General features: G+C 70.6%; 24 protein-coding genes. 12 read left to right on the plus strand and 12 right to left on the minus strand.

All coding sequences use genetic code 11. The features are described 5' to 3' along the window. Positions 1–236: 236 nt before the first annotated feature. Positions 237–731: a DUF3145 domain-containing protein gene (locus tag AB0D94_RS12400; RefSeq protein ID WP_031150765.1), complete on the plus strand. Its 495-nt coding sequence runs from the start codon at positions 237–239 to the stop codon at positions 729–731. A gap of 66 nt (positions 732–797) precedes the next feature. Here the strand turns inward: AB0D94_RS12400 and fabF are convergent, their stop codons facing one another. From fabF to AB0D94_RS12425, 5 genes are all read right to left on the minus strand, one after another. Then, positions 798–2,063, minus strand: a complete 1,266-nt coding sequence (gene fabF / locus AB0D94_RS12405; RefSeq protein WP_362049811.1) for a beta-ketoacyl-ACP synthase II — start codon at positions 2,061–2,063, stop codon at positions 798–800. A gap of 79 nt (positions 2,064–2,142) precedes the next feature. Then, positions 2,143–2,391 (minus strand): acyl carrier protein, encoded by a 249-nt coding sequence (locus AB0D94_RS12410; RefSeq protein WP_362049814.1) that lies wholly within the window; start codon positions 2,389–2,391, stop codon positions 2,143–2,145. Positions 2,392–2,446: 55 nt separating this feature from the next. Continuing rightward, positions 2,447–3,451: a ketoacyl-ACP synthase III gene (locus AB0D94_RS12415; protein ID WP_362049817.1), complete on the minus strand. Its 1,005-nt coding sequence runs from the start codon at positions 3,449–3,451 to the stop codon at positions 2,447–2,449. A 19-nt stretch (positions 3,452–3,470) separates the two neighbouring features. Then, positions 3,471–4,388 carry an ACP S-malonyltransferase gene (locus AB0D94_RS12420; protein WP_362049820.1) on the minus strand — a complete coding sequence of 306 codons (918 nt, stop codon included), beginning with the start codon at positions 4,386–4,388 and terminating at the stop codon, positions 3,471–3,473. 89 nt (positions 4,389–4,477) lie between these two features. Beyond that, complete coding sequence (locus AB0D94_RS12425; protein WP_362049823.1) at positions 4,478–5,695, minus strand: helix-turn-helix domain-containing protein; 1,218 nt, start codon at positions 5,693–5,695, stop codon at positions 4,478–4,480. A 69-nt stretch (positions 5,696–5,764) separates the two neighbouring features. On the opposite strand from AB0D94_RS12425, the gene AB0D94_RS12430 reads away from it, so the two are divergent. Beyond that, positions 5,765–6,418, plus strand: coding sequence for a pirin family protein (locus AB0D94_RS12430; protein ID WP_362049826.1), 654 nt, complete (start codon positions 5,765–5,767; stop codon positions 6,416–6,418). Here the strand turns inward: AB0D94_RS12430 and AB0D94_RS12435 are convergent. Further along, entirely contained in the window at positions 6,415–7,230 is an 816-nt protein-coding gene (locus AB0D94_RS12435; protein ID WP_362049941.1) for a serine hydrolase domain-containing protein, read from the minus strand. The two genes, AB0D94_RS12430 and AB0D94_RS12435, sit on opposite strands and share 4 nt — an antisense overlap. 78 nt (positions 7,231–7,308) lie before the next feature. Here AB0D94_RS12435 and AB0D94_RS12440 point away from each other — a divergent pair, with 78 nt between their 5' ends. Beyond that, positions 7,309–7,707 carry a MerR family transcriptional regulator gene (locus AB0D94_RS12440; RefSeq protein ID WP_362049829.1) on the plus strand — a complete coding sequence of 133 codons (399 nt, stop codon included), beginning with the start codon at positions 7,309–7,311 and terminating at the stop codon, positions 7,705–7,707. A gap of 21 nt (positions 7,708–7,728) precedes the next feature. Here the strand turns inward: AB0D94_RS12440 and AB0D94_RS12445 are convergent, their stop codons facing one another. The 3 genes from AB0D94_RS12445 to AB0D94_RS12455 form a co-directional block, all read right to left on the minus strand. Further along, a complete protein-coding gene (locus AB0D94_RS12445; protein WP_362049831.1) occupies positions 7,729–8,586 on the minus strand; it encodes a DUF4429 domain-containing protein in 858 nt (285 codons plus the stop codon). A gap of 74 nt (positions 8,587–8,660) precedes the next feature. Further along, positions 8,661–9,800, minus strand: coding sequence for an alpha/beta hydrolase (locus AB0D94_RS12450; RefSeq protein WP_362049944.1), 1,140 nt, complete (start codon positions 9,798–9,800; stop codon positions 8,661–8,663). Positions 9,801–10,124: 324 nt separating this feature from the next. Next, positions 10,125–10,814: a TetR family transcriptional regulator gene (locus AB0D94_RS12455; RefSeq protein WP_362049834.1), complete on the minus strand. Its 690-nt coding sequence runs from the start codon at positions 10,812–10,814 to the stop codon at positions 10,125–10,127. 167 nt (positions 10,815–10,981) lie between these two features. On the opposite strand from AB0D94_RS12455, the gene AB0D94_RS12460 reads away from it, so the two are divergent. Both AB0D94_RS12460 and AB0D94_RS12465 read left to right on the plus strand, forming a co-directional pair. After that, positions 10,982–12,589: an MFS transporter gene (locus tag AB0D94_RS12460; RefSeq protein WP_362049837.1), complete on the plus strand. Its 1,608-nt coding sequence runs from the start codon at positions 10,982–10,984 to the stop codon at positions 12,587–12,589. A 221-nt stretch (positions 12,590–12,810) separates the two neighbouring features. Then, complete coding sequence (locus AB0D94_RS12465) at positions 12,811–13,260, plus strand: peptidase inhibitor family I36 protein (protein WP_362049840.1); 450 nt, start codon at positions 12,811–12,813, stop codon at positions 13,258–13,260. Here the strand turns inward: AB0D94_RS12465 and AB0D94_RS12470 are convergent. Both AB0D94_RS12470 and aceE read right to left on the minus strand, forming a co-directional pair. Then, positions 13,241–14,020, minus strand: a complete 780-nt coding sequence (locus tag AB0D94_RS12470) for a potassium channel family protein (protein ID WP_362049843.1) — start codon at positions 14,018–14,020, stop codon at positions 13,241–13,243. The genes AB0D94_RS12465 and AB0D94_RS12470 overlap by 20 nt on opposite strands. Before the next feature lie 93 nt (positions 14,021–14,113). Then, positions 14,114–16,846: a pyruvate dehydrogenase (acetyl-transferring), homodimeric type gene (gene aceE / locus AB0D94_RS12475; RefSeq protein WP_362049846.1), complete on the minus strand. Its 2,733-nt coding sequence runs from the start codon at positions 16,844–16,846 to the stop codon at positions 14,114–14,116. 441 nt (positions 16,847–17,287) lie between these two features. Here aceE and AB0D94_RS12480 point away from each other — a divergent pair, with 441 nt between their 5' ends. The 6 genes from AB0D94_RS12480 to AB0D94_RS12505 all read left to right on the plus strand — a co-directional run bounded on the left by AB0D94_RS12480 (position 17,288) and on the right by AB0D94_RS12505 (position 21,797). Further along, a complete protein-coding gene (locus AB0D94_RS12480; protein ID WP_362049849.1) occupies positions 17,288–17,716 on the plus strand; it encodes a DUF3052 domain-containing protein in 429 nt (142 codons plus the stop codon). Positions 17,717–17,864: 148 nt separating this feature from the next. Continuing rightward, positions 17,865–18,323, plus strand: coding sequence for a peroxiredoxin (locus AB0D94_RS12485; protein WP_362049852.1), 459 nt, complete (start codon positions 17,865–17,867; stop codon positions 18,321–18,323). A gap of 117 nt (positions 18,324–18,440) precedes the next feature. Beyond that, entirely contained in the window at positions 18,441–19,016 is a 576-nt protein-coding gene (locus tag AB0D94_RS12490) for a TerD family protein (protein WP_008739115.1), read from the plus strand. A gap of 194 nt (positions 19,017–19,210) precedes the next feature. Further along, complete coding sequence (locus tag AB0D94_RS12495) at positions 19,211–19,786, plus strand: TerD family protein (protein ID WP_266936833.1); 576 nt, start codon at positions 19,211–19,213, stop codon at positions 19,784–19,786. A 34-nt stretch (positions 19,787–19,820) separates the two neighbouring features. Further along, positions 19,821–20,933, plus strand: coding sequence for a DUF475 domain-containing protein (locus AB0D94_RS12500; RefSeq protein ID WP_362049857.1), 1,113 nt, complete (start codon positions 19,821–19,823; stop codon positions 20,931–20,933). A gap of 123 nt (positions 20,934–21,056) precedes the next feature. Continuing rightward, entirely contained in the window at positions 21,057–21,797 is a 741-nt protein-coding gene (locus AB0D94_RS12505; protein WP_362049860.1) for a Tellurium resistance, read from the plus strand. Positions 21,798–21,875: 78 nt separating this feature from the next. Here the strand turns inward: AB0D94_RS12505 and AB0D94_RS12510 are convergent, their stop codons facing one another. Next, the gene (locus AB0D94_RS12510; protein ID WP_362049947.1) at positions 21,876–22,658 is read right to left on the minus strand and encodes a TerD family protein; all 783 of its coding nucleotides are present in this window, start codon (positions 22,656–22,658) and stop codon (positions 21,876–21,878) included. A gap of 194 nt (positions 22,659–22,852) precedes the next feature. Between AB0D94_RS12510 and AB0D94_RS12515 the strand changes: the two genes are divergently transcribed. Continuing rightward, entirely contained in the window at positions 22,853–24,019 is a 1,167-nt protein-coding gene (locus AB0D94_RS12515) for an HpcH/HpaI aldolase/citrate lyase family protein (protein ID WP_362049863.1), read from the plus strand. The last annotated feature ends 37 nt before the right edge of the window (positions 24,020–24,056 follow it).

Below are 24,056 nucleotides of genomic sequence, written 5' to 3' on the forward strand. Positions count from 1 at the left end.
CGTGTCGCCGACCGCGTCGGCCGGGGCGTCCTGCTGAGTGAAAGCTCTGTGATTACGGGCCTCGGAGCGACGGTACGTCACACCATGACCCCTGACGCACGGTAGCTTTTTCCCGTGGCGTTTCGGCCGCAAGTCCCGTAGCGCAATGTCAAATAATTTCCGTTACATTACATCACGTCACAAACTGTCCGTTTTCTGGAGTTTATTCCCGACCTCGTCCCACACTGGAGGTCCAGGTGACGACACGTGGAGTTCTGTACGTGCATTCCGCACCGCGCGCGCTCTGCCCGCACGTGGAATGGGCTGTGGCGGGCGTGCTCGGGGTGCGGGTGAACCTCGACTGGATCAGGCAGCCCGCCTCCCCGGGCACCTGGAGAGCCGAGTTCTCCTGGCAGGCCGAAGCGGGCACCGCCTCGAAACTCGCCTCCGCGCTGCGCGGCTGGCACCTGCTGCGCTTCGAGGTGACCGCGGAACCCTGCCCGACCTCCGAGGGCGAGCGCTACAGCTCCACCCCCGAGCTCGGCATCTTCCACGCCGTCACCGGCATGCACGGCGACATCCTGATCCCGGAGGACCGGCTGCGCGCCGCCCTCGCCCGGTCCGCGCGCGGCGAGACCGATCTGGAGGCGGAGATCGCCAAACTGCTCGGCAAACCCTGGGACGACGAGCTGGAGCCCTTCCGCTACGCGGGCGAGGGCGCCCCGGTCCGCTGGCTCCACCAGGTCGTCTGACCCGTACGCATACGGAAGGGCCCCGCCCGGCGACTGCCGGGCGGGGCCCTTCCGTATGCGTACGGGTCAGACGGTGCGGAACGCCAGAGTGACGTTGTGGCCGCCGAAGCCGAAGGAGTTGTTGATCGCGGAGATCGGGCCGTCGGCAGGCAGCTTGCGTGCCTCGTCGCGCACGATGTCCGCGTCGATGTCGTCGTCGAGTTCGTCGACGTTGATCGTCGGCGGAGCGATCCGGTGGTACAGCGCGAGCACGGTCGCCACCGTCTCGATACCGCCGGCGCCGCCCAGCAGGTGACCGGTCATCGACTTGGTCGCGGAGATCGCGATGTGGTCGAGGTCGTCGCCCAGGACCTTGCGCAGGGCCTTCAGCTCGGCCGTGTCACCCTGCGGGGTCGAGGTGGCGTGCGCGTTCAGGTGGACCAGCTCGGCCGGGTCGAGGCCCGTGTTGTCGAGCAGGTTCTGCACCGCGGCCGCGACACCGCGGCCGGTCGGCTCCGGCTGCGCGATGTGGTGGCTGTCCGCGGACAGGCCCTGGCCCAGCACCTCGCAGTAGACCCGGGCGCCACGCGCGGCGGCGTGCTCCGCGGACTCCAGGACGACGACGCCCGCGCCCTCGCCGAGGACGAAGCCGTCGCGGCCCTTGTCGTAGGGGCGGGAGGCCTGCTCGGGGTTCTCGTTGTTCTTGGACATCGCCATCATGTTGGCGAAGGCCGCGATCGGCAGCGGGTGGATGGCCGCCTCGGTGCCGCCCGCGACGACCACGTCGGCGCGGCCGGTACGGATCATCTCGACGGCGTAGCCGATGGCCTCGGCGCCGGAGGCGCACGCGCTGACCGGGGTGTGCACGCCCGCCCGGGCGTTCACCTCCAGGCCCACGTTGGCCGACGGGCCGTTCGGCATGAGCATGGGGACGGTGTGCGGGGAGACCCGGCGCACACCCTTTTCCTTCAGTACGTCGTACTGGTCGAGCAGGGTCGTCACGCCGCCGATGCCGGAGGCGATCACGGTGCCCAGGCGCTCGGGTTCGACGGCCGCGTCCTCACCGGCCGGAGCGGTGTAACCGGCGTCGGCCCAGGCCTCACGGGCCGCGATGACGGCGAACTGCGCCGAGCGGTCCAACTTGCGGGCCAGCGGGCGGGGCAGGACCTCACTGGGGTCCACGGCGGCCGGGGCGGCGATACGGACCGGGAGTTCGGCGAAGCGCTCGCCCTCCAGGGGCTTTACGCCGGAACGGCCGGCGAGCAGACCTTCCCAGGTCGAAGCGCTGTCGCCACCCAGCGGAGTGGTTGCGCCGATACCGGTGACGACCACGGTGCGATTGGTCGGGCTCACAGGAATTCTTTCTCCACGTCTAAGGGGGTGCTGAATTGTCACGGCGCCACCGCCAGGTGGCGACAAACGCTCGTCAGGCTCAGGCCTGGTGCTTCAGGATGTAGCCGGCAGCGTCGCCGACCGTCTTGAGGTTCTTGACGTCCTCGTCCGGGATCTTGACGTCGAAGCGCTCTTCGGCGGCGACGACGACCTCGACCATGGACAGGGAGTCGACGTCCAGGTCGTCGGTGAACGACTTCTCGATCGCGACGTCCTCGGTGGGGATGCCGGCGATCTCGTTGACGATCTCCGCGAGACCCGCGACGATTTCTTCCTGCGTGGCGGCCATGTGGCGCTCCTTCTCTAGCTGACTGGGTACTCGGACCGGGAAGTGGAACCTGGTCCTAGGGGAGGGTAACGACCGTCGCGGCGTAGACGAGTCCCGCCCCGAAGCCGATGACGAGCGCGGTGTCGCCGCTCTTCGCCGCTCCGGTCGCCAGGAGCCGCTCCATAGCGAGCGGGATCGAGGCGGCCGAGGTGTTGCCGGTGGTCTCCACGTCACGGGCGACCGTGACGTGCTCCGGCAGCTTCAGAGTCTTCACCATCGAGTCGATGATCCGCATGTTTGCCTGGTGCGGAATGAAGACGTCCAGGTCGTCGACGGTGATCCCGGCGGCGTCGAGCGCCTGCTGGGCCACCTTGGCCATCTCGAAGACGGCCCAGCGGAAGACCGCCTGACCCTCCTGGGTGATGGCCGGGAACTTCTCGCCGCCGTCCTTGCCGAGGTACTCGTCCCACGGCACGGTCTGCTTGATGGTGTCGGACTTGTCGCCCTCCGAACCCCACACCGTGGGGCCGATGGCCGGCTCGTCCGAGGGGCCCACGACCACGGCGCCCGCACCGTCCCCGAACAGGAAGGCCGTCGCGCGGTCCTCCAGGTCGGTGAGGTCCGAGAGCCGCTCCACGCCGATCACGAGGACGTACTCGGCGGAACCTTCCACCACCAGGCCCTTGGCCAGGGTCAGTCCGTAACCGAAGCCGGCGCAGCCCGCGGAGATGTCGAAGGCGGCGGGCTTGCCCGCACCGATCCGGTGCGCGATCTCCGTCGCGACGGCCGGGGTCTGCTTGAAGTGCGAGACCGTCGAGACGATCACGGCCCCGATCTTCTCCGGCGAGACACCGGCGTCGGCCAGCGCCTTGCCCGAGGCCTCCACCGACATCGCGGCGACCGTCTCCTGGTCCGAGGCCCAGTGCCGGGTCGCGATGCCGGAGCGCGAACGGATCCACTCGTCGGACGAGTCGATCGTCTCGAGGATGACCTCGTTGGGCACCACACGGGTCGGCCGGTAGCCGCCGACGCCGAGGATGCGGGCGTACGGGGAGCCCTTGGCCGGCTTGATCTTGGACATGCTGTGTGGGCTCCTTCTCTCAGGCCGAGTGCTCGGCGATGAGCGCCGCGGCCTTGTCGAGATCGTCCGGGGTCTTCAGGGCGACGCTCGGCACGCCCTTCAGGGCCCGCTTGGCCAGGCCCGTCAGGGTTCCGCCGGGGCTGAGCTCGATGATCCCGGTGACGCCCAGCTCGCCGAACGTCTCCATGCACAGGTCCCAGCGGACGGGGTTCGCGACCTGGCCGACCAGACGGGCGACGACATCGGCGCCCGTGGCCACGACCTGGCCGTCCTTGTTCGAGACGTACTTCAGCGCCGGGTCGGCCGGAGTGAGGGCCTCAGCGGCCTTCTCCAGCGTCGTGACCGCGGGGGCCATGTGCTGCGTGTGGAACGCGCCCGCGACCTTGAGGGCGACGACCTTCATGGTGCCTTCGGGCTTCTCGGCGACCAGCGCGGCGATCTGCTCCGCGGTGCCGGCGGCCACGATCTGGCCCGCCCCGTTGATGTTGGCCGGGGTCAGACCCAGCTTCTCCAGGTGCGCGACCACCACGTCGGGGTCGCCGCCGAGGACCGCGGCCATGCCCGTCTCGGTGACGGCGGCGGCCTCGGCCATGCCCAGCCCGCGGGTGCGGACGAACGACAGGGCGTCGGCGTCGGACAGCACCCCCGCGTACGCGGCGGCGGTGATCTCGCCGACGCTGTGGCCCGCGACGGCACCGAAGGCCGTACGGGGGCCGAGCGCGGCGGCCGACAGGAGACCGGCGGCGACCAGCAGCGGCTGGGCCACGGCCGTGTCGCGGATCTCGTCGGCGTCGGCGTGCGTGCCGTAGTGGGCAAGGTCGAGCCCGATGGCGTCGGACCAGGCGGCGACGCGGTCAGCGGCACCGGGGAGGTCGAGCCAGGGAGTCAGGAAGCCAGGCGTCTGGGCGCCTTGGCCGGGAGCGACGAGTACGAGCACCCTCACACTCTCTCTTGTGGATGGTCCCTGCCGCCCGTGGGGACAGGGACCAAGAACGGCCGGGGTAATTGTTGATGTCCGACAAAAGTCTAGGACTGCGGATCTCCGTCGGCCAGACGCCCGAGGATCAGGGCGATCCGCAGGGTGAAGGCCGAACGGACATCGGAGGGCGACCAGCCGGTGACGTCGGTCACACGTCGCAGCCGGTAGCGCACCGTATTGGGGTGCACGAACAGCATCCGGGCGGCCCCTTCCAGACTGCTCGCCTGCTCCAGGTACACGCTCAGCGTCTCAAGCAAAGCTGAGCCCGCTTCTTCAAGCGGTCTGTAGATCTCCTCTACCAACTGCTCTCGCGCAGCCGGATCCGAGGCGATCGCGCGTTCCGGCAGGAGATCGTCTGCCAGAACCGGTCGCGGCGCGTCCTGCCACGCCGTGCACGCCTTCAGCCCGGCCGCCGCCGCCTGCGCCGACTTCGTCGCGTTCAGCAGGTCGGGCACCACCGGACCCGCCACCACCGGACCCGCCGCGAACGGCCCGATCAGGGACTTCGCCACCTGCATCGGATTGTCGCTGCCGCCCGCGATCACGACCAGACGGTCCCCGAGCACACCCGTCAGGACCTGGAGCTTGTGGTGCCGGGCCGCCCGCCGGATCGCCTCGACCGTCAGCTCGCTGTCCCCCTCCGGAGCGGTACCGAGGACCACGCACACGTGCTCCGGCGAGTTCCAGCCCAGCGCCGCGGCCCGCGACAGCGCGCCCTCGTCGGCCTCCCCGGACAGCACCGCGTTGACGACGAGGGACTCCAGCCGGGCGTCCCACGCCCCGCGCGCCTCGGCCGCCTGCGCGTACACCTGGGCGGTCGCGAAGGCGATCTCCCGGGCGTACACCAGCAGCGCCTCGCGCAGGATCTGCTCGTCGCCCGGCGCCGCCACCTCGTCGATCGCGGTCTCCATGACCTCGATCGTGGTGCGGACCATCTCCACCGTCTGGCGCAGCGTGATCGCCCGGGTCAGCTCGCGCGGAGCCGTCCCGAACACGTCGGTGGAGATCGCCTGCGGCGTCTCCGGGTGCCGGAACCACTCCGTGAACGCGGCGATGCCGGCCTGCGCGACCAGGCCGATCCAGGACCGGTTCTCCGGGGGCATCGCCCGGTACCACGGCAGGGTCTCGTCCATCCGCGCGATCGCGTTCGCCGCGAGCCGGCCGGAGGACTTCTCCAGGCGGCGCAGCGTCGCGGTGTGCGGATGGGCGGGAGCGGGATGCGCGGAGTGTGTCGCGGGGGAATGCTCACGTTCGGGTTGAGGCACGTGACAAGACTGCCTTATCGGGACGGCTGCGCGGAGTCCGGTCTCGCCACCGGGGCTACCGTGGCCTCCATGATTGATGTACGCCGAGGAGCCGACCGGTACGAGGGCGGGGATCCGGCGGCCGGGATCTCCACCCGGCACGCCTTCTCCTTCGGGTCGTTCTACGACCCCGACAACCTGCGCTTCGGACCCGTCCTGGCCTGCAACGAGGAGACCCTCGCCGCCGGCGCCGGCTTCGACGAACACCCCCACAGCCACACCGAGATCGTGACCTGGGTCGTCGAGGGCGAACTCACCCACAAGGACACCACCGGGCAGACCGGCCTGGTCCGGGCCGGGGACGTGCAGCGGCTCAGCGCCGGATCCGGGGCCCGGCACGTGGAGCGCAACGACGGCGTCGGCCGGCTGCGCTTCGTTCAGATGTGGCTCGCACCGCTCGCCCCGGGCGGGGAGCCCTCGTACGAGGTGGTCCGGGGGATCCCCGACGGCACGCCCTACGAGGTCCCCGCGGCCGGAGCCGTCCTGCACGTGCGGCGGCCCGGCGCGGGCGAGCGGGTCCCCGTACCGGCCGCCGAGCGCGTCTACCTGCACGTGGTGCGCGGGGACCTGCGCCTGGACGGCGAGGAGCTGGGGCCCGGGGACTCGGTGCGGATCACCGGCGAACGGGACCTGGAGATCACCGCCGGGTCCCCGGGGGAAGTGCTGATCTGGGAACTTCCCTAGCGCGCCAGCTCCGCCAGGACCGCGTCGGTGAAGGGGGGCCAGGCCTCGACGGCCCACGGGCCGAAGGCGCGGTCGGTCAGCGCCACGCACGCGGCGCGCGCGTCCGGGTCCACCCACAGGAAGGTGCCGGACTGGCCGAAGTGGCCGAAGGTGCGCGGCGAGGAGGAGCTGCCCGTCCAGTGCGGGGACTTGCCGTCGCGGATCTCCAGGCCGAGCCCCCAGTCGTTGGGGGACTGGTGCCCGTAGCCGGGCAGGACGCCCTTGAGGCCGGGGTGCACGACTCCGGTGGCCTCGGCGACCGTGCGGACGTCGAGCAGCCGGGGCGCCTGGAGTTCGGCGGCGAACCGCACGAGGTCAAGGACGGTGGAGACGCCGTCCTTGGCGGGCGAGCCCTCCAGGGTGGAGGAGGTCATGCCCAGCGGCTCGAAGACGGCCTGGTGCAGGTACTCCGTGAAGGGGATCCCGGTCGCCTTGGCAATGTGGTCGCCGAGCACCTCGAAGCCGGCGTTGGAGTACAGCCGGCGCTGCCCGGGCGGGGCGGTCACCCGGTGCTCGTCGAAGGCCAGGCCGCTGGTGTGCGCCAGCAGGTGACGGACCGTGGACCCCTCGGGCCCGGCCGGCTCGTCCAGCTCGATCGCGCCTTCCTCGTACGCGACGAGTGCGGCGTACGCGGCGAGCGGCTTGGTGACCGAGGCCAGCGGGAAGCGCCGGTCGACGGGCCCGTGGGAGCCGGCCAGGCTGCCGTCGGCGCGTACGACGGCCGCCGCGGCGGCCGGTACCGGCCAGGTCTCGATGATCCGCAGGCTTTCCATGCCGTTGACGCCCTCCATGCTCTCCATGCGGCCGAGCCTACTTGCTTGGAGTGCGCTCCAAGGTTTTAGCGTGGGGCCATGAGCCAGAGCCTGACGCAGACGCGGTACACGATCAGCGAGGTCGAGGCCCGGACCGGTCTGACCCAGCACACCCTGCGCTGGTACGAGCGGATCGGCCTGCTGCCGCAGGTGGGCCGCTCCCACTCGGGCCAGCGCCGCTTCAGCGACGAGGACCTGCACTGGCTGGCCTTCGTGGGCAAGCTGCGCGCCACCGGGATGTCGGTGGCGGACATGGTCCGGTACGCCGAGCTGGTGCGCGCGGGTGAGCACACCGTCGACGAACGCCGCGAGCTGCTGGAGCGGACGCGGCGCGACGTGCGGGCGCGGCTCACCGAACTGACGGACGCGCTCGCCGTACTGGACCACAAGATCGGGATGTACGGGAGGAACACCTGCACGGAGCCGGGGCGGCCCTGACCGGCGGGACGCCCCTGCGGCTCAGGCGTCGGCCGCGGAGCTGAACCGGTCCCGCAGGGCCGCGTACTCGGCGTCCGTCAGCAGCCCCGCGCCGTGCAGCTCGCTCAGGTGCCGCAGGCGGTCGTCGCCGGCGCGGGGGCCGGGGACCGACGCGACCGGGGCGCGGCCGCGCAGGGCGGCGAGGACGGCCGCGGCGAACGGCAGCGACTCGTGCACCGCCCCGTAGCCCACCCGGAAGACCGCCGTGGCGAGGTCGTGGTCGGGGCGGAGGTCGGCGCCGCTCTGCCGGGGCTCGCGCGGCAGCAGCCGCAGGTGGCCGCCGGGACCCTCCGGGGAGCACCACTCGATGCCGCTGAGGGCGGACAGCGGGTAACGCTGGTCGCCCGCCCTCCACTTGGTGCTGGTGGCGCCCGTGCGGGACCAGCGGAAGGTGACCGCCCCGCCGTCGAAGCCCAGCCGCGCGTCGTACGCCTTCAGGTGGACCGGCGGCTGCGGGGCCTCGACCAGGAAGCGCCCGGCCGGCTCGGCGGCGTCCGGCGAGAGGCGGGAGCGCAGCGCGTCGGCGAAGGAGGCGGCTTGCGCGGCCCGTTCGCCCGGCAGTACCAGCCGGTACGGGTCGCAGGCCTCCTTCAACTGCCCGGCAGCGGCTTCCATCAGCGGATCGGCCCCCGGCCGCGGCGTGGCGCGCAGCACCACCGTGTCCCGCTTCCCCGGGGTCAGGTCCACCCCGCACACCGCTTCCAGGGGGATCCGGCGCATGCCCAGGGCCTGGAAGAGTCTCGGCGTCCTCGGCGTTCTTATCCCCCGTGCGAAGCGGATGAGCACCGAGTCCGAGTCGAACTCCCAGACGGCATGGTTTCCGGCCAGTACGTCACCCATGCGGCACATGGTAAACGGCGGTGCCCCCGCGCGTCCCCCTCGTTGCGGTGCCCGTTTCCGGGTCTCTACGCGCGTCAGTCCCCTGCTGTGCCGGAGATTCCGCGGCGGCAGGCGTCATCCGCGTCCGCGCAGACCACGGAACCGAATGCGCCGGTTCCGATTTTGGCGAGGTTGTCCACCGAGCCGGTACCTGGCGCGAAATAGCCGGTGTGGCTCCTGGCGCCGGCCGAGGAGAGCAGCCGCGCGCCGAACTCCGGGGACACCGGATCCGCGCCGTGGCCCAGCCCGCCGACCTCCAGGTGCGGCACGTCCTCGATCCAGTCCCCCTCGTCCCGCATGGCCCAGACCCGGGCGGAGGTGTCGAGGTCGTCCACGTTCTCCGCGCGCATCCCGGGACTGCCCGCGACCGCCAGGTCCGTCACCCGGTCCGGCAGTTCGTGCGCGGCGACCCCGCACACCACCGAGCCGTAGCTGTGGCAGAACAGCGCGATGCTCGAATCCCCAGGCAGGGCCATGGCCAGCGCCCTCAGCCGGACGGCGCCGTCGACGGCCATCCGGCCGGTGGCCGCGTCCATGCCCACCCCGGTGGGCGCGGTGTAGCCGGCCCAGGCGATGACCGCGGTCCGGGCGTCCGGCGAGGCCGCGCGCTGGGCCTCGTACAGGGACTCGGCCATGCCGACCGGGGCGCTGAAACGGCGCTGGGTGCGCTCGAAGGTGATGAGGTCGGTGTCGACGCCGGGGACGATCACCGAGACCCGGCGGGCCCGTTCGAGGTCGCCGAAGACCTCGGCGACGCGGCCGCCGCCGGTGGGGTCGAAGGCGAGGATCTGCCGGCCGGGTTCGGCCAGGGAGGCGAAGCGGTGGGCGCGGCGGGTCGCCGTGGCCCGGTCGGCCGGGGTCAGCGCGACGTCCCGGCTGCGGGCGTCCTCGATCAGACGGGCCTGCTCCAGGCCGCGCAGGTTCGCCCGGTAGCGGGTCGGTACGGGCGCCCCGTCGAGGTTGCCCACGACCAGCGGGTAGCCGTCGGCGAGGCGGGCCCGCTGGGCGCCGTCGAGCCCGGCGAAGAAGCGGGCCACCGTACGCACGGGGGCGTCGGCGGGCGGTACGGGGCGGCCGTTGATCCGGGCCGAGGCCCAGGCGGCGAGGGCGGTGGCCCGCAGGGGGGTGCCGGCCTCGGGGCGGTGCACCGCGGTCCAGCCGGTGGTCGCCAGCATGACGAAGACCACCGCGAGCGCGAGCAGGGTGCGCAGGGCGGCGGGGCGTCGCGGGACGGCTTCGTGAGCGGGGGGGAGGGCGGGGCCGGGCAGGTTCACTGGGACCAGCGTAGGAGACCTCCCGGCCTGACGGCGCGCCGGGTGACACGCCTCACGGCCTCCGGCCCGGCGGAACCGAACCCAGCCTCGCCGGCGTTTGAGGCGTGGGTCCGGGCAGAGCCCGGTGCCCGGCGGAGCCGGGTTTCCTGGGGCTCCGGCCCGGACCCCGCGCCTCAAACGCCGGCGAGGCTGGATGGGCTGCCCCCGGGCGGGCCAAGGCCGGGGTCAGGCCGGGTGGTTCCGGGCCGGGCCCGTGGTGGGCTTACGGCCCCAGTCCGCTGCCAGCGCCGGGCCGATCTGGTCCATGTACGCCTCGGTCATCCGGCGGATCGCGTCCACGCTCGCGTCCTCGCCCTGTCCCCAGAGCCGTCCGGTGACGCGCATCACCCCGGAGAAGGCGGCCACGGCCACCCGCGGCCGCGGGTCGGCGTCCACGTCGAGGCCCTCCCGGGCCGCGATCAGCCGGGCGATCCGCTCCTCCAGCTCGGTGGAGCGGCGCAGGTGCACGGCCAGCAGCGCCGGGGTCGACTCGATGAGCTGGTAGCTGCGCATGTAGAGGTCGACGGGCACCACCTCGGAGATGGCCTCCTCGACGGTGTCCCAGGCGGCGAGCACGGCGTTGCGCAGCGCCTCCAGCGGGCCCTCGGCGGCCGGCCGGGAGCTGAGCTCGGCGAAGAAGTGGGACTCGACCAGCTCCTGGACGGCGAAGGCGACCTCTTCCTTGTTGGCGAAGTAGCGGAAGAAGGTGCGCTGGGAGACGTCCACGGCGTCGGTGATCTCGTCGACGGTGGTCTGCTCGTATCCCTGGGAGATGAACAGGAGCAGGGCGGCGCGCAGCAGGGCGTCCCGGGTGCGCCGCTTCTTGCGTTCGCGCAGTCCGGTCCCCCGGCCCTCCGCCGGCCGCTCGTCGCTCATCACCGTGGGGGGTCCTTCCTGAGTCTGCTGGTCCGCATCCGGGGCAGGGTCCGGCTCGGGGCTGATCTGACGCTGAGTGAGCGGTCAGGGTACCTGTGACGGACGTGACAGCGACTGTCCCGTTCACCCGTCTGTGAAGTGTCAGTCGCTGTCACTAGCCTGTGCGCATGACTAGTCAGATCACCGTCGACGATCAGGTACCCGCCAAGGAGCCAGGCCCGGCCACCGCCCGCAACGGACTGCGCGGCCACCCCTGGCTGACCCTCTTCGCCGTCGCGATCGGCGTCATGATGGTCACCCTGGACGGCACGATCGTCGCCGTCGCCAACCCCGCCATCCAGAAGGACCTCGGCGCCTCGCTCGCCGAGGTGCAGTGGATCACCAACGGCTACCTGCTGGCCCTCGCGGTCTCCCTGATCACCGCGGGCAAGCTCGGCGACCGTTTCGGCCACCGCCAGACCTTCCTCATCGGCATAGCCGGCTTCGCCGTGTCCTCCGCGGCGATCGGCCTCTCCGACGGCGTCGAGCTCGTCATCGGCTTCCGCGTCGCGCAGGGCCTGTTCGGCGCGCTGCTGATGCCCGCCGCCCTCGGCCTGCTGCGCGCCACCTTCCCCGCCGAGAAGCTCAACATGGCCATCGGCATCTGGGGCATGGTCATCGGCGCCTCCACCGCCGCCGGGCCCATCGTCGGCGGTCTGCTCGTCGAGCACGTCAGCTGGCAGTCCGTCTTCTTCATCAACGTGCCCGTGGGCATCGTCGCGCTGCTCTTCGGCCTGTTCATCCTGGTCGACCACCGGGCCGAGAACGCCCCGCGCTCCTTCGACCTGCTCGGCATCCTGCTCCTGTCCGGCGCGATGTTCTCGCTGATCTGGGCACTGATCAAGGCCGCGGAGTGGGGCTGGGACGACTCCAGGACCCTGTTGTTCCTGGCCGCCGCCGTGCTCTGCTTCGGCCTCTTCACCTTCTGGGAGAGCAGGGTCGCCGAACCGCTGATCCCGCTCGGCATGTTCCGCTCGCTGCCGCTGTCCGCGGGCACCGTACTGATGGTGCTGATGGCTTTCGCCTTCATGGGCGGCCTGTTCTTCGTCACCTTCTACCTGCAGAACGTGCACGGCATGAGCCCCGTCGACAGCGGCCTGCACCTGCTGCCGCTCACCGGCATGATGATCATCGGCTCGCCGCTGGCCGGCGCCGCGATCACCAAGGTCGGACCGCGCGTCCCGCTCGTCGCCGGCATGGTCGCCACCGCCGCCGCCTGCTTCGGGATGGCACAGCTCACCCCCGGCACCGGCACCCTCACCATGTCCCTCTGGTTCGCCCTCCTCGGCCTCGGCCTCGCGCCCGTGATGGTCGGCGCCACCGAGGTCATCGTCGGCAACGCCCCGCTGGAGCTCTCCGGCGTGGCCGGCGGACTCCAGCAGGCCGCCATGCAGGTCGGCGGCAGCCTGGGCACCGCGGTCCTCGGCGCGGTCATGGCCGGCACGGTCGGCAGCTCGTTCGGGGACAACTGGCGGGAGGCCCAGCTGCCCCCGCTCGCGCCCGAGCAGCAGGAGCTCGCCGAGAAGGGGGTCCAGGTGGGCATCGCCCCGGTGCCGCCGGAGGCCCCCGAGGAGGTCGCGCGGGCGATCAGCGAGGTCGCGCACGACACCTTCGTCTCCGGCATGGGCACCGCCTTCACCGTCGCGGGCACGGTCGCGGTCCTCGCCGCCGTCGTGGCCTGCTTCACCAAGCGCGGGGAGAACGCCGCCGCGGGCGCGGGCGCGGCCCACGTCTGAGCGCCGGCGTCCGGAGCCGGACCAGGCTGCCCGGAAGCCCCGCGGAGGCGTCAACTCCGTACGTACGACAGCCCCGCCGGACGGTTCCGGCGGGGCTGTCGCCTATCAGGGTGGACCCGTCCGAAGCCTCTTCCGCCCGCCCGTCGCCCCAGGTCAGCGTGGTGTCGTCGGCGCTCCGGAACCGTCCGGAGCGCCCTTCGTCCACAAGGAGTTGACCCGTCATGCGTACGTGTCGCACCACGCACACAACGATCACCGCACACGCCGCGAACACCGCGGACACCACCCGCGCCGCCCGCGCCACCACCGTCCTGGCCGCGACCGTGCTGGCGCTCACCGCCCTCATCCCGAGTACGGCCACCCACGCGCACGCCGCGGGACCGCCCACCCTCGGCGCCTGCGCGACCGGGCAGCTGTGCCTGTGGGTGAAGCCGGAGTTCAAGGGCACCCGGCAGACCTACGAGCTGAGCACCCTGGACATCAACAGCTGCACCGCGCTGCCCGCCGGCACCAGCGCCCAGTCGCTCACCAACCGCACCGGCCGCCCGGTCACCACGTACCAGTCGGCGGAATGCGCCGAGACCGGCGAGTTCCAGACCTACCCGGGCGACGGGGTCTGGCTGCCCCAGTCGCCCTACCAGGTAAGGGCGTTCAAGGTGTGGGAGCGGTAGTCCCGCGCGGCGCCGGGGCGCCCGGCCGGTCGGCCTGACCGCCGCCCAGCCGGGCGACCTCGCCGCGCAGGGCCCGGACCTCCTCCTGGAGTTCCCGGATGGCGGCCAGCTGGAGGCGCTCCGCCTGGTCGTCGCGCTCGAAGCGGGCGATGAACCAGGCCGCGATGTTCGCGGTGACCACACCCAGCAGGGCGATCCCCGACAGCATCAGGCCGACGGCCAGCACCCGGCCCAGACCGGTGGTGGGGGAGTGGTCGCCGTACCCGACCGTCGTCATCGTGGTGAACGACCACCACACGGCGTCGCCCAGGTTCTTGATGTTCCCGTCGGGTGCGTCCCGCTCCACGCTCAGCACCGCCAGCGAGCCGAACATCAGCAGCCCCACCACCGCCCCGGCCACATAGGTCGTCAACCGGACCTGCGGGGCCATCCGGGCCCGCCGGCCCACCAGCAGCAAGGTGGCGACCAGCCGCAGCAGCCGCAGCGGCTGGACGAGCGGGAGCACCACCGCGGCCAGGTCCAGCCAGTGCGTGCGGACGAAGTGCCGGCGGTCCTGCGCGAGGCCCAGCCGTACGAGGTAGTCGGCCGCGAAGGCACCCCACACCGCCCACTCCGCGTAGGTGCAGGCCCGGTGCACGCCCGCACTCGCGTCCGGGACGACGATGGGCACGGCGTAGGCGACGGCGAACGCCACGGCGAGCAGGAGCAGCGGGGTCTGGCTCCGCCGCTCCCACAGCAGCTGGCGGGAGGGTTCCTTCATGCGGAGCATCGTAAGGAACGCGTAAAGCGGAGGTGCCCCCCGGCCCTGCCGGGGGGCACCTCGTGCCTCAGGACGGACGGCCCGCCGCCGGCGTCAGGCGTCGCCGCCCGCCGCGCCCGGGTCCGCCGCGCTCACGTCGAGCAGCTGGTACCGGTCGATGGCCTGCTTGAGCACCGAGCGGTCGATCTTCCCCTCCTTGGCGAGCTCGGTGAGCGTCGCCAGGACCACCGACTGGGCGTCGATGTGGAAGAAGCGCCGGGCCGCACCGCGCGTGTCCGCGAAGCCGAAGCCGTCCGCGCCCAGCGAGGTGTACGAGCCGGGCACCCACCGCGAGATCTGGTCCGGCACCGCCCGCATCCAGTCGGAGACCGCCACGAACGGCCCCTCAGCACCAGAGAGCCTGCGCGTCACGTACGGGACGCGCTGTTCCTCCTCCGGGTGGAGCAGGTTGTGCTCCTCCACCTCGACGGCCTCGCGCCGCAGCTCGTTCCAGGACGTCGCCGACCAGACGTCCGCCCTGACGTTCCACTCCGCGGCCAGGATGCGCTGCGCCTCCAGCGCCCAGGGCACCGCCACGCCCGAGGCCAGCAGTTGCGCCCCGATGGCGCCCGACGTGCCCGCGGACACCCGGTGGATGCCCTTGAGGATCCCGTCCACGTCCACGTCCGCCGGCTCGGCCGGGTGCTGGATCGGCTCGTTGTAGACGGTCAGGTAGTAGAAGACGTCCTCCGCCTGCGGACCGTACATCCGGCGCAGACCGTCCCGGACGATGTGCGCGATCTCGTACCCGTAGGCCGGGTCGTACGCGACGCAGCCCGGGTTCGTCGACGCGAGCAGCTGGGAGTGACCGTCCGCGTGCTGGAGGCCCTCACCCGTGAGGGTGGTCCGCCCGGCGGTCGCGCCGAGGACGAAACCGCGCGCCAGCTGGTCGGCCATCTGCCAGAACTGGTCACCGGTGCGCTGGAAACCGAACATCGAGTAGAAGACGTACACCGGGATCAGCGGCTCGCCGTGCGTGGCGTACGCCGAACCCGCGGCGATCAGCGAGGCCGTGCAGCCCGCCTCCGAGATGCCGTCGTGCAGCATCTGGCCGGTCGGCGACTCCTTGTACGCGAGCAGCAGGTCGCGGTCGACCGCCTCGTACTGCTGGCCCAGCGGGTTGTAGATCTTGGCGCTCGGGAAGAACGCGTCCATACCGAACGTGCGGTACTCGTCGGGCGCGATCAGCACGAACCGCTTGCCGATCTCCTTGTCCCGCATCAGGTCCTTCAGGATGCGGACGAAGGCCATCGTGGTGGCGATCGACTGCTGCCCCGAACCCTTCTTCGCCGCGGCGTAGGCCGCGTCGCCCGGCAGCTGCAACGGCTTCGCGCGCACCACACGGGTCGGCACGTAACCGCCGTGCGCGTTGCGCTGGTCGTGCATGTACTGGATCTCGGGCGAATTGCGGCCCGGGTGGTAGTACGGCGGAGCGCCGCCCTCCAGCTGGGCGTCGGTGATCGGGATGTGCAGGCGGTCGCGGAAGCGCTTGAGGTCGTCGACCGTCAGCTTCTTCATCTGGTGCGTCGCGTTGCGGCCCTCGAAGTTCGGGCCGAGCGTCCAGCCCTTGACCGTCTGCGCCAGGATCACCGTGGGCTGGCCCTTGTGCGCCTTGGCCGCCGCGTACGCCGCGTAGACCTTCTTGTGGTCGTGGCCGCCGCGCCCCAGGTGCTGGATCTGGTAGTCGGTCATGTTCTCGACCATCGCGCGCAGCCGCTGGTCGTCCCCGAAGAAGTGCTCGCGGATGTACGCGCCCGATTCGGTGGCGTACGTCTGGAACTGCCCGTCCGGCGTGGTGTTCATCTTGTTGACCAGGATGCCGTCGCGGTCCTGGGCCAGCAGCGGGTCCCAGGAGCGGTCCCAGATCAGCTTGATGACGTTCCAGCCGGCCCCGCGGAACTGCGACTCCAGCTCCTGGATGATCTTGCCGTTGCCGCGCACCGGGCCGTCGAGGCGCTGGAGGTTGCAGTTGACGACGAAGGTCAGGTTGTCCAGGCCCTCGCGGGCGGCGATGGACAGCTGGCCCAGCGACTCCGGCTCGTCCATCTCGCCGTCGCCGAGGTACGCCCATACGTGGGACCTGGAGGTGTCCGCGATCCCGCGCGCCTGCATGTACCGGTTCATCCGGGCCTGGTAGATCGCGCCGAGCGGGCCGAGGCCCATCGAGACGGTCGGGAACTCCCAGAAGTCCGGCATCAGCCGCGGGTGCGGGTAGCTGGAAAGCCCGTACGGGGCCTTCGACTTCTCCTGCCGGAACGCGTCGAGCTGCTGCTCGGAGAGCCGGTCCAGGAGGTAGGCGCGGGCGTAGATGCCGGGGGAGGCGTGCCCCTGGAAGAAGATCTGGTCGCCGCCGTCGCCCTCGTCCTTGCCCCGGAAGAAGTGGTTGAAGCCCACGTCGTAGAGGGAGGCCGAGGAGGCGAAGGTGGCGATGTGGCCGCCGACGCCGATGCCGGGGCGCTGGGCGCGCGAGACCATGACGGCCGCGTTCCACCGGGTGGCGTTGAGGACCTTGCGCTCGATCTCCTCGTTGCCGGGGAAGAAGGGCTCGTCCTTCGTGGCGATCGTGTTGACGTAGTCCGTGCTGCGCATCTCGGGCACGGCCACGCGCTTCTCGCGGGCCCGCTCGATCAGCCGCAGCATCAGATAGCGGGCGCGTTCACGGCCCCGCTCGTCGACGGCGGCGTCCAGGGAGTCGAGCCACTCCTGCGTCTCCTCCGGATCGAAGTCCGGGACCTGGCTCGGCAGGCCGCCAATGATGATCGGATTGCGATCGGATGCGGAAGCCACGCTGTTCCTTCGCTGTCGGGGGGAGTCGTGCCTTGGGGTTCGCCGCCTCCCATGGTCTTACGCTCGGCCCCAATCGTCACCTTTACCACTGGGTAATCCCTGGAGTCGGCGGGGAGTCCGGGAGGGGGGACGAGCAGGGGGTACGGCCAAATCGCGATCTTACGCCCAAGTCGGTCAACCCTTTCGTAAGGCCGTTCGTCTCTCAAACAGGTAGGAAAGTCCTCAAGGGATGTCCAATGAGTGGGAATGGTGTGGGATGAATCACCAGGGGCGTACGCGGGGAGGCTGAAAGTTGCGGCGAGACGGCCGCAATCGTCACCGTTTCGACGGTCTCGGCGGCCGGGTACTTGCGCGATCCGCCGCGCCCGTGTGGACTACGTCCAATGCTGCGCGTACGCGCGCCGCCGAAGACATTCACCGAACATGAGCAGGAGGCACCCCGTGAGCGCGACCGCGGACCACGCGGAGAACCTGGCCGCCCGGCTGGGTTTCCAGTCCGAACAGGTGGTCCAGGAGATCGGCTACGACGACGACGTCGATCAGGAATTCCGTGATGTCGTTGATGAGCTCGTCGGCGACCTCGTCGACGAGGACTACGACGACGTCGCCGACGCCGTACTGCTGTGGTTCCGAGAGGACGACGGCGATCTGGCGGACGCACTGGTCGATGCCACCGAGCTGATCGAGGACGGCGCACTGATCCTGCTGCTGACCCCCAAGACGGGCCGTCCCGGCTACGTCGAGGCCAGCGACATCAAGGAAGCCGCGGAGACCGCCGGTCTCTCGCTGGCCAAGGGCGCCCCCGTCGGCAAGGAGTGGGCCGCCACCAAGCTGGTGACGCCCAAGGCTGCCGTCAAGTCCAAGCGCTGAGCCGCGCCCCGCAGCCGAGCGGACACGTATGCACACCCCGTCGACCCCGGTCGGCGGGGTGTGCGCGTTCACACGACCTAAGGTTGTCCGGGGGTGTCTCACCCGAACAGCCCAACGCAGGAATGCAGGATCCGAAGGGAAGAGAGAGATGGCGATCGAGGTCGGCAGCAAGGCCCCGGACTTCGAGCTCAAGGACAACCACGGTGCCACCGTGCGGCTCTCCGACTTCCGGGGGGAGAAGGCCGTCGTGCTGCTCTTCTACCCGTTCGCCTTCACCGGCGTCTGCACCGGCGAGCTGTGCGAGCTGCGCGACCAGCTGCCGCGGTTCCAGAACGCCGACGTCCAGCTCCTCGCGGTCTCCAACGACTCCGTGCCGACCCTGCGGGTCTTCGGGGAGCAGGAGGGCCTGGAGTACCCGCTGCTGTCGGACTTCTGGCCGCACGGCGAGACCTCGCGCGCGTACGGCGTCTTCGACGAGGACAAGGGCTGCGCGGTCCGCGGCACCTTCATCATCGACAAGGACGGCATCGTGCGGTGGACTGTCGTCAACGGGCTGCCCGACGCGCGTGACCTGAACGAGTACATCAAGGCACTTGACAGCCTCTGAGCGCAGATCCGCCCGAAAACCGTTTACAGGCGGGAACCCGTCACTAGGATCGAACCGTTGATCCTGTAGCAACCGCACGACGGGGCCCCGCCCCACACAAATACCAATGGAGGACCCGTGGGAGTCAGCCTCAGCAAGGGCGGCAACGTCTCGCTGACCAAGGCCGCGCCTAACCTGACGGCGGTCATCGTCGGTCTGGGCTGGGACGCTCGCACCACCACCGGTGTCGACTTCGACCTCGACGCCAGCGCGATCCTGACCAACGACCAGGGCAAGGTCGCCAGCGACGCGAACTTCGTGTTCTTCAACAACCTGAAGAGCCCGGACGGCTCCGTCGAGCACACCGGTGACAACACCACCGGTGAGGGCGAGGGCGACGACGAGGCCATCAAGGTCAACCTCGCCGGCGTCCCGGCCGATGTCGCGAAGATCGTCTTCCCGGTCTCGATCTACGAGGCCGAGAGCCGCCAGCAGAGCTTCGGCCAGGTCCGCAACGCGTACATCCGCGTCGTGAACCAGGCCGACAACACCGAGCTCGCCCGCTACGACCTCTCCGAGGACGCCTCGACGGAGACCGCCATGGTCTTCGGCGAGCTGTACCGCAACGGTGCGGAGTGGAAGTTCCGCGCCATCGGCCAGGGTTACGCCTCCGGTCTGCGCGGCATCGCGCAGGACTTCGGCGTCAACGTCTGAGCCGAGAGCAGTTCACCCGTCCGGCGCCGTGCACTGTGTGTACGGCGCCGGACCGGCTTTACCCGCTCCACCGGATCCGCCCGCTCCACTCACTCCGCCTGCGCCATCGGGACCACGCCGGCGGGATCACGCGTTCCGAACGTTCACCCGCTCCACCCGCTCCAGCCACACCGTCGTCCGGGGAGGACCACATCATGGGCGTCACACTCGCCAAGGGGGGCAATGTCTCCCTCTCCAAGGCCGCACCGAACCTCACCCGGGTTCTGATCGGTCTGGGATGGGACGCGCGCTCGACCACGGGGGCCGACTTCGACCTCGATGCCAGCGCGCTGCTGTGCAACAGCGGCCGGGTGCTCGGGGACGAGTACTTCGTCTTCTACAACAACCTGAAGAGCCCCGAGGGCTCCGTCGAACACACGGGAGACAACCTCACCGGCGAGGGTGACGGCGACGACGAGTCGATCATCATCGACCTCAGCAAGGTGCCGGAGCGCGTCGACAAGATCGTCTTCCCGGTCTCGATCCACGAGGCGGACAGCCGCCGCCAGAGCTTCGGCCAGGTCAGCAATGCCTTCATCCGCGTGGTGAACCAGGCCGACGGGCAGGAGCTCGCCCGCTACGACCTTTCCGAGGACGCTTCCAGCGAGACCGCGATGATCTTCGGCGAGGTCTACCGGTACGGCGGTGAATGGAAGTTCCGCGCGGTGGGGCAGGGGTACGCGTCGGGCCTCCGGGGCATCGCTCTAGACTTCGGGGTCAACGTTTCGTAAAGCCGTACACAGACGCATGGGGTGCCAGGTGCCAGTGGTTCTGAAAACCTTCGGCTGGTCGTTCGCCATCACGGCGCTCGGCCTCGCCTTTGCCGCGTGGCAGTGGGGGTGGGAGGCGTTCGGGGTCGTACTGATCCTGTCGATCCTCGAGATCTCCCTGTCCTTCGACAACGCGGTCGTCAATGCCGGAATCCTGAAGAAGATGAACGCCTTCTGGCAGAAGATCTTCCTCACCGTCGGCATCCTGATCGCCGTCTTCGGAATGCGGCTGGTCTTCCCGGTGGCGATCGTCGCCATCAGTGCCAAGGTCGGACCGATCGAGGCCATCCAGCTGGCGCTGGACCACCCCGACCAGTACGAGGCCCTGGTCACCGACGCCCACCCGGCCATCGCCGCCTTCGGTGGCATGTTCCTGCTGATGATCTTCCTCGACTTCATCTTCCAGGAGCGGGAGCACAAGTGGCTCGCCTGGCTCGAGCACCCGCTGGCCAAGCTCGGCAAGGTCGACATGCTGTCGGTCTGCATCGCCCTGATCGCGCTGCTCGTCTCGGCGATGACCTTCGCGACCAACGCCCACACCAGCACCGGCCACGCGGACAAGTCCGCCACCGTGCTGCTCGCCGGCGTCGCCGGCCTGATCACGTACCTCATCGTCGGCGGCCTGTCCTCGTACTTCGAGGACAAGCTGGAGGAGGAAGAGGAGCGCGAGCACGAGGAGGAGGAGAAGGCCAAGGCCGCGGGCAAGCCCGTCTCCGCCGTCGGCCTGGCCGGCAAGGCCGCGTTCTTCCTCTTCCTCTACCTCGAGGTCCTCGACGCCTCGTTCTCCTTCGACGGGGTCATCGGCGCCTTCGCCATCACCAACCACATCTTCTGGATGGCGCTCGGCCTCGGCATCGGCGCCATGTACGTCCGTTCGCTCACGGTCTACCTGGTCCGCCAGGGCACGCTGGACGACTACGTCTACCTGGAGCACGGCGCGCACTACGCGATCGGCGCCCTCGCGGTCATCCTGCTGGTCACCATCCAGCACGAGATCAGCGAGCTCATCACCGGCCTCATCGGCGTGGTGCTGATCGCAGGCTCCTTCTGGTCCTCGCTGCGCCGCAACAAGCGCCTCGAACTGGAGGGTGCCTCCGCCGAGGCATGACCGCGGCGGTAATGCGGAACGCTTCATTGCGGGGCGGCGTACGGGGTCCACGGACCCGGTGGGCCGCCCCGCTTCCGTACGCGTGCAGGGGCACGAGGGACCAGGGGTTCAGGGGGGTAGGGGATGGGTTTCTTCGACGGCATCTTGGGCAGCCGCGCCGTGCAGTTCCAGTCGGGCAGCGCCTCGTCGAACGCGATCGAGCTGACCAAACGGCATCCGACGGTGTCGCTCACCAAACAGGGGGCGGTCCACGGCAATCTGCGCGTGAACCTCTCCTGGCGCATGCGCACCTCGGACATCAGCGGCCGTTCCGGCCAGAGCGGCCAGCTCTTCCGGCATCCGTTCAAACTGTTCAAGCCCGACATGGTGCAGGCGCACACCCAGGGCATGGTCAACGTCGACCTCGACATGGGCTGCCTGTACGAGCTGACCGACGGCACCCGCGGCGCCGTGCAGCCGCTGGGGAACCTGCTGGGCGACCTCAACGACGCGCCGTACGTCAAACTCAGCGGGGACGACCGGTTCGGCTCGGCGTCGGGGGAGACCCTGTACGTCAATCTCGACCATGCGGAGGAGATCAAGCGGCTGCTGGTCTTCGTCTACATCTACGACCAGACCCCGGCCTTCGACCGGACGCACGCCATGGTGACCCTCTACCCGGTCACCGGGCCGCGGATCGAGATCCCGCTGGACGAGCGGCACCCGCAGGCCCGCTCCTGCGCGGTGGTCTCCCTGGAGAAGGTCAAGGGCGAGCTCGTCGTGCGGCGCGAGGTGAAGTTCGTCTACGGGTTCCAGGCCGAGCTGGACCGGCTGTACGGCTGGGGGCTCCAGTGGGGGCGCGGCTACAAGAGCACCAAGGCCTGACGGCCCGGTTCCGGCGGACCTCCGCGCCGGGCGGCCCGCCCCGGCCCGCCCGGCGCGGAGCGGGCCGCCGGGCCCGGCTCAGCGGCGGATGAACTGGGGGCCCTGCACCGGCAGCCGGAAGGCCGGGTCGCCGCCCGGGCCGGGCACCGGTGCCGGGGACACCGGCTGCGGGTACCCGTAGGCGGGCTGGGCGGCCGGCGGGGCCTGGGTGGGCGGCGCCGGGGTCCGGGGCGTGGGCGGGGCCATCGCGGCCGTCTGCTCGGCGGTGGGCCCGGCCGTGGGGCTCGCGGCGGGCTCGGCCGGTGCGTCCGGGGCGTTCTCGTCGACCGAGATGCCGTGGTCGGTCGCCAGCCCCACCAGGCCGTTGGAGTAGCCCTCGCCCAGCGCGCGGAACTTCCACCCCTCGCCCCTGCGGTACAGCTCCCCGCAGATCAGCGCCGTCTCGGCGCCGGTCTCGGGCCGTACGTCGAAATAGGCCAGCGGTTCGGAGCCGCCGGTCGCGGTGGCGTCGTAGAGCAGGATCCGCAGGTCGCGCACGCGTTCGAAGGGGACGTCCTCGGCGGAGGCGACCACCAGGATCCGGTCCACCACCGGGGCCACGGCGCGCAGGTCGGCCTGGACGGCGTCGGTGATCCCGTCGCCGAGCTGCTTCTTGCCCAGGCGCCAGACGGCTCCCGACGGGTGCCGGGGCTGGTTGTAGAAGACGAAGTCCTCGTCCGAGCGCACTCGCCCGTCCGGGCCCACGAGCAGCGCGGACGCGTCCACGTCCGGTACGTCGGGGCCGTCGGTCCAGCGCAGCACCGCCCGGACCGCCACGGCGGTCACCGGGACGTTCGAGCCCTTCTGCATCGCGTGCGTCATGCCCGTCATCCTGCCCTCCCGGGGTGGAGCGGGACAATGCGGCCCCCCGTAGGGCCTTGTATCGAACGCGAGACCTGGGCATGGTGCAAGAGGGTTACCTGAACTTCATGTGCTTGAGGAACTCTTGACTCACGTTCGTACGTACTATTACCGGCCATGCCAGTTGGGCCGCCGAGGCAGTACGGGGGAAGCACATGCGTCACTTTGGGCATATATCGCCCACCGTCCGTAAGGACCTCTTCCACCAGGAACCGGCAGAGTTCACCTCCGGCTCACCCGCCCGCATCCTCGCCGCCGCGCTGGGCGCCACGCTCTACAGCCCGGCCACCCGCCCCCAGCTCGCCGCGGACATCCGCAAGCAGGCCGGCCGCGGAGTGGTCTCCATGGTCCTCTGCCTGGAGGATTCCATCAGCGACGGCGATGTCACCGGAGCCGAGGAGAACCTCGTCCGGCAGTTCGCCGAGCTCGACGAGGACACCGCGGAGCTCCCGCTGCTGTTCATCCGGGTCCGCACGCCCGAGCAGATACCCGACCTCGTGCGCCGCCTCGGCAGATCCGCACACCGATTGGCCGGATTCGTACTCCCCAAGTTCACGGAGAGCCGCGGCACCGCCTTCCTCGACGCCGTGGCCCAGGCGGAGGCGGCCGCAGGGCAGGGCCGCCTGTATGCCATGCCCGTCCTGGAGACCCCCGAGCTCCTCCACCTCGAAACCCGCGTCGAAGCCCTCGCCGGCATCTCGCGCACCGTCAACGCGTACCGCGAGCGGGTCCTGGCCCTGCGCCTCGGCGTGACCGACTTCTGCTCCGCCTACGGCCTGCGGCGCACCCCCGACATGACCGCCTACGACGTCCAGATCGTGGCCGGAGTGATCGCCGACGTCGTCAACGTCCTCAGCCGCGCCGACGGCACCGGCTTCACCGTCACCGGCCCGGTGTGGGAGTACTTCCGCAGCCAGCAGCGCCTCTTCAAGCCCCAGCTGCGCCGCAGCCCCTTCCTGGAGGAGGGCGTGGAGGAACTGCGCACTGCCCTGATCGAGCACGACCTCGACGGGCTGCTGCGCGAGATCGAACTCGACCGGGCCAACGGACTGCTCGGCAAGACCTGCATCCACCCCGCGCACGTCACCCCCGTCCACGCGCTGTCGGTGGTCTCCCACGAGGAGTTCAGCGACGCCCAGGACATCCTGCGCCCCGAGCGCGGCGGCGGCGGAGTGATGCGTTCCGTCTACACGAACAAGATGAACGAGGTGAAGCCCCACCGGGCCTGGGCCGAGCGCACCATGCTGCGCGCCGAGGTCTTCGGTGTGGCGAAGGAGGAGGTCGGCTTCGTCGACCTCCTGACGGCCGGGCTCCAGGTCTGAGCAGGCCGTTGACGAAACCGACGAGGAAAGGCAAGAC

This window comes from Streptomyces sp. NPDC048255 (assembly GCF_040652415.1).
In the GTDB taxonomy this organism is placed as follows: Bacteria; Actinomycetota; Actinomycetes; order Streptomycetales; family Streptomycetaceae; genus Streptomyces.